This window comes from Symbiopectobacterium sp., assembly GCF_051710365.1.
Lineage (GTDB): Bacteria > Pseudomonadota > Gammaproteobacteria > Enterobacterales > Enterobacteriaceae > Symbiopectobacterium.
Genome location: NZ_JBPETA010000198.1, coordinates 1 through 5486, shown reverse-complemented (window position 1 = coordinate 5486; position 5486 = coordinate 1). Strand labels below are relative to the sequence as shown.

Sequence of the window (5486 nt, the reverse complement as noted above, 5' to 3'; positions counted from 1 at the left end):
AGCAAGGTAAGCAAGGTAAGACAGTCTCTTATCGAGAGATTGATGAATTTTGCTCCAGACTTGCTCAGAATGTAAAAAAAAGATCATTGATATTTAACTTGAGTGCTAACTGTTTGGGGTCATTAATCGGATATTTGATGGCTTTAAAATATGGCCATGTATCATTAATGCTCAATGAGGATATTAACGAGGAAAAACTTAATAATTATATATCAATTTATCAGCCTGACTATATATATGTTCCTCAAGCTCTATCTGACCGATTCTCCTATCCTGTTCTTTATACAGCACATGAATATTCGTTGTTAAGTGTTTCCAAAAAACAAACAGATATGCATGATGAATTGGCATTACTGCTGACCACATCAGGCTCGACGGGTAGTCCAAAATTAGTACGACAAAGTTATACCAATTTAGCAGCCAATACTGCATCTATTGTTGAATATCTCAACATTACAGCCTCTGAAAGAGCTATTACGTCATTGCCCATGAATTATACATATGGGCTTTCGGTCATTAATTCTCATTTAAGTCGTGGGGCTAGCCTATTTCTTACGAAAGCGACTATGATGCAGAGAGACTTTTGGGCTCAGATGACACAATATCGCATTACGTCTTTAGCTGGCGTCCCTTTCACTTATGAGATGTTGAGAAGACTCCGTTTCACATCATTAACATTGCCTGATTTAAAAACGTTGACGCAAGCAGGGGGGAAATTGTCTCCTGATTTGCACCGAGTATTTGCGCATTATGCGAAGGATAACAATAAATCTTTTGTCGTAATGTACGGTGCTGCTGAAGCAACGGCTCGTATGGCGTACCTACCCTCTGATAAAGCCATCGATAAATGTGGCAGTATAGGTAAAGCGATCCCCGGCGGAGAATTTGCACTCTGTGATGAACGCGGAAACCTTATTGCCCAAGAGGGCGAGGTTGGTGAGCTGATTTATTGGGGGGACAATGTTGTATTAGGGTACGCGGAATGCCGTGAGGATCTTCAAAGGGGAAATGAATTTCAAGGGCGCCTTTCTACCGGTGACATGGCTCGCTTTGACAGTGAAGGATATTATTATGTTGTGGGACGGAAAAAACGGTTCCTCAAAATTTTTGGCAATCGAGTCGGTTTAGATGAGGTTGAAATACAACTTCGTGACGCTTTTCCTGATATTCACTGCGCGTGCGCGGACATTGATGACAGAATGTATGTATTTATTACGGATGATAGTGTTAGCGCCCAAGTTAAACGTTTCTTGGTTGAGCAGACCCAACTAAATCATATCGCCTTCAAGATTATCACGCTCGACAGCATTCCAAAAAATGGAGCGGGAAAAACGCTCTACTCACAACTGGAAGCATATTATAATGCAATATGATGATATTCTTCATTCCTTGCCTTACTCACTTAATAGAGAAGAAAAGCGCGCTTTGGTTTTGCAGCGTTTATCCGATCTGACGGCACATCATTATGCGCATTGTTTGACTTATCGTCGCATTTTGAATGGCTTGAACCTGGCACAGGTCAATTATCAGGCAGTTGAAGATATTCCTTTTATTCCTGTTTCTTTATTCAAAGAGATGGTGCTTTCCAGCGTTGCTTCGGACCAGATCGTAAAAACAATGACATCTTCAGGCACTACTGGACAACGCGTTTCCAAGATCTTTCTGAATAAAGCAACTGCTGCTAATCAACAAAAGACTTTGGTAAAGATTGTTAATGATTTTATTGGCCCATCGCGATTGCCATTGTTGATTATCGATTCTCCATCGGTCATGAAAGATCGTCGACTTTTTTCGGCCCGTGGCGCCGGTATCCTCGGTTTTTCGATTTTTGGTACTGATAGGACCTATGCGTTGGATGATAATATGGAGTTAGATTTTCCAACAATCCTTGCTTTTCTGGATAAGCATCGTGGTAAACCTATCTTGCTGTTTGGTTTTACCTTTATGGTATGGCAGCATTTCTATAAGCAGCTGCTTGCAAACGATAAAAAAATAGATCTCTCCTCTGGCATATTAATCCATGGTGGAGGTTGGAAAAAATTACAGTCTGAAGCAGTCTCTCCAACTGGGTTTGTTGCTGCATTGAATCAAGTTTGTGGCATACAACGCGTCCACGATTATTATGGGATGGTTGAACAAACTGGCTGTATCTACATGCAATGTGAAGAAGGCCATCTGCATGCCAGTATTTTCTCCGATATTATTATTCGCAATCACAACGATTTTTCGGTATGTGCTGAGGGAGAGCCGGGCATTATCCAGGTGCTGTCTCTGATCCCCGAATCATATCCTGGGCACTCTCTTCTTACCGAAGATCGGGGCGTCATATTGGGAGAAGACAATTGCCCTTGTGGTCGTAAAGGCAAATACTTCAAGATTCTTGGGCGTGTAAAAAATGCTGAACTGCGAGGATGTAGTGATACCTATGCAGCACAATTTTGAGAACATCTCTTTTTTGGTGGGGAATATCACTGCACTCCAGCAGATGAATAGTTTGCGCGCGCGCTCCCTCTTTGATGAAGAAATCATCGATTTTTTGAACAGTCTGGCAAAACGCTTATTCCTTAATCCATTAGCGAAAACCTATCCTGATGTGATCAGTTTTGCTTTTTGGTGCCGCAAGAGTTCTGTATTAAGCATGAAACAGGGATACCCAGATTTGTCGACCCGTTGTGGACGTGGTGTCGCGTTTCATATCGCCCCCTCGAACGTTGCCGTCAACTTCGCCTACTCGCTGGTTGCAGGGCTGTTGAGTGGCAATGCGAATGTGGTTAGGGTGCCATCGCGTGATTTTCAGCAGGTAGATATCATTTGTCACGAAATAAAGATGACATTGCAAGAGTATCCGCAGATTTCACCTTATATTTGCCTGATACGTTACGAGCGTGATAAAGCAACTAATGATTGGCTTTCTGCACGTTGTCATAGCCGGTTGATCTGGGGAGGTGACGCCACGATCATGGCGCTCCGCGAATCACCTATGCCAGCGCGAAGCATCGATATTGCCTTCGCAAATCGTTATTCTTTTGCATTGGTGGATGCGGCTCATTATTTGTCAGTACCGGATAAACGTGCTGTAGCTGAACATTTTTATAATGATACTTTCTTGACGGATCAAAATGCCTGCACTTCGCCAGGGTTAATTATCTGGTTAGGTCACGATGATGAGGTGAACTCGGCACGTGCGACATTTTGGGCTGAATTTGAAGCATTTTCTCAGGAGAGATATATCCTTCAGGAAGCTGTCGCTATCAAAAAATTGACTCAGTTTTGCCTGTTGAGTAGTGCACGTGAAGGGATAACGAAAGTATCTGGGGATAGAAATCTGGTTTATCGTGTCCAGTTGGACTCCCTGGATGAAGAAACGATGAGCTTCACTGGCGCTGGTGGCTATTTTATGGAGTATCTGGCGCATGATATAAGTGAAATATATCCTGTGTGTGATGAGCGCTGTCAGACAATCTCTGTGTTGGGAATAACCAATAACACGCTTGCTACCTTTCTTTCTCAGTATCAACCCAAAGGTGTCGATCGTATTGTTCCTATGGGAAGAAGTATGGACTTCAGTTTACAATGGGATGGTTATGACCTGATTTACACGCTCTCACGGACCATCAATCTTACACTCTAAAACTTGATCTGTTGTTGCCGCTCAATTCATTGAGATAAATCAGGCAATAAATACCCATATTCCCCCTAAAAGTCCTGGCCTCAAACCGGGACTTTTTTCTTTCAGAATTAGACAAATCGATGCAATAGGCGTTGTGTTTCGCTACGATTGTAGAGTTCTGTCATTCAATCATATGTCGCTGCGTAAAGATTTTTAGTTCACCGGTACGGGCTATTGAGTAATAAAGCTAAACAGCCTCGTCTACATGCATCAACTTCTTTGTCAGGCAAAGCGACTAACCCACGTACTAGACTGCTATTCATACAGCTATCCTCGTGAAGGGCTGATAGCATGCCGATATTGCCACATACCCCAAATAGCCCCCTATTTACATCCCTATTCGCAGCATTGGACACTCTACGCAAACGCATAATAATGTCGATAACACTATCATCGTAGGTATTTGTCACTGTGAGCGATCTGTATACCGCCGAAGGCACAATGGATAAGAATTCCCTCTGGCAGCGCTATGTTCCGTTAGTGCGCCATGAAGCCTTGCGTTTACAGGTTCGCCTTCCCGCGAGCGTTGAGCTGGACGATCTGCTGCAAGCAGGAGGCATTGGCCTGCTGAGTGCCGTTGAACGCTTCGACTCTTTGCAGGGAACCGCCTTTACCACCTATGCCGTGCAGCGCATCCGAGGCGCGATGTTGGATGAGTTGCGCAGCTGGGATTGGGTGCCGCGCAGTGTGCGGCGTAATGCGCGGGAAGTGGCACAGGCGATGCAACAGGCGGAACAGCAACTTGGCCGCGTGCCCACGGAGCAAGAAGTGGCGCAGTCGTTAAACATCACGCTGGAAGATTATCGTCAGATATTGCTGGATACCAATAATAGCCAGCTGTTCTCTTACGATGAATGGCGTGAAGAACACGGCGACAGTGCTGAAGCGCTTCTGGAAGGCAATGAAGAAGCGAATCCGCTACATCAGCTGATGGAAGGCAGTTTACGCCATCGCGTGATGGACGCTATCAAGAATTTACCAGAGCGTGAGAAATTGGTTTTGACGCTCTATTACCAGGAAGAACTCAACCTGAAAGAGATTGGGGCCGTTCTTGATGTGGGTGAATCTCGTGTCAGCCAGTTGCATAGCCAGGCGATAAAGCGACTGCGCGCGAAGCTTATGCAGGAACAGTAACCACTGCGTGCAGGAATAGTGTTATCAAAGGATATCAGGCTTTACGCTCAAGCATGTCTTACAGGGCTTTGTTGAATAAATAGATTTTATGCTGGCAGCCCAGTGAAACGACGGATCCTAGCAACGCAAAATCATGCAGTTAGGCCTCATGAGAAAACTGTACACCTGAGATGACAAGCATTTTCAACCAAAACTGGCATGGAAAAACAGCATGATTACCTATTATTCAACAAAGCCGTCTTACAGCGTCATTGACATATAATGTCGCCGCTGCATAGTGGTCTGCGTAAAAATGATATCCACTCTCATGGAATGGATTCATGCTATCTTCACCGCGAAAAAAACAGCTTCTTAGCCGCTATTTGAAAGACTTCAAACATAAGCAAACCCACTGCTCAAATTGCAGGAAACCCCTCGATCGTGTATCGCTGGTGTTTCGCAATCAGCTTATTAATAAAAAAAGTTTGGGTGATTTTGATCGCTTGATTGAAGAGGATGTATGGCTGTAGCTACAAGATGAACTTATTCCGGTGTGTCGTTTTTGTAGCGAAGTTTTTTGTAACCGTCATTCCGCACCTACTTTAAGAATAAATTCGACGGTATCGCTCGCCGAGAACATCAACGATGGTCTTGTGAACAGAATTGAGGTTGGATACTTGTGGTGGTCTGTCACCAATACTGA

4 protein-coding genes and 1 pseudogene are annotated in these 5486 nt (G+C 44.1%); all 5 read left to right on the top strand.

Annotation, left to right across the window (positions count from 1 at the left end; genetic code table 11):
- Positions 1-1373: AMP-binding protein (locus ACTBDZ_RS14700; RefSeq protein ID WP_438815874.1), on the top strand; the 1373-nt coding region annotated here is incomplete at its 5' end.
- A complete protein-coding gene (locus ACTBDZ_RS14695; RefSeq protein WP_438815873.1) occupies positions 1363-2442 on the top strand; it encodes a LuxE/PaaK family acyltransferase in 1080 nt (359 codons plus the stop codon). The genes ACTBDZ_RS14700 and ACTBDZ_RS14695, both read left to right, overlap by 11 nt.
- A complete protein-coding gene (locus ACTBDZ_RS14690; RefSeq protein ID WP_438815872.1) occupies positions 2426-3631 on the top strand; it encodes an acyl-CoA reductase in 1206 nt (401 codons plus the stop codon). The genes ACTBDZ_RS14695 and ACTBDZ_RS14690 overlap by 17 nt, the downstream gene beginning before the upstream one ends.
- Before the next feature lie 450 nt (positions 3632-4081).
- The gene (locus ACTBDZ_RS14685; protein WP_438815871.1) at positions 4082-4804 is read left to right on the top strand and encodes an RNA polymerase sigma factor FliA; all 723 of its coding nucleotides are present in this window, start codon (positions 4082-4084) and stop codon (positions 4802-4804) included.
- Between the two features lie 320 nt (positions 4805-5124).
- Positions 5125-5310: pseudogene (locus ACTBDZ_RS14680) on the top strand (flagella biosynthesis regulatory protein FliZ); the annotation flags it as partial.
- Positions 5311-5486: the final 176 nt, after the last annotated feature.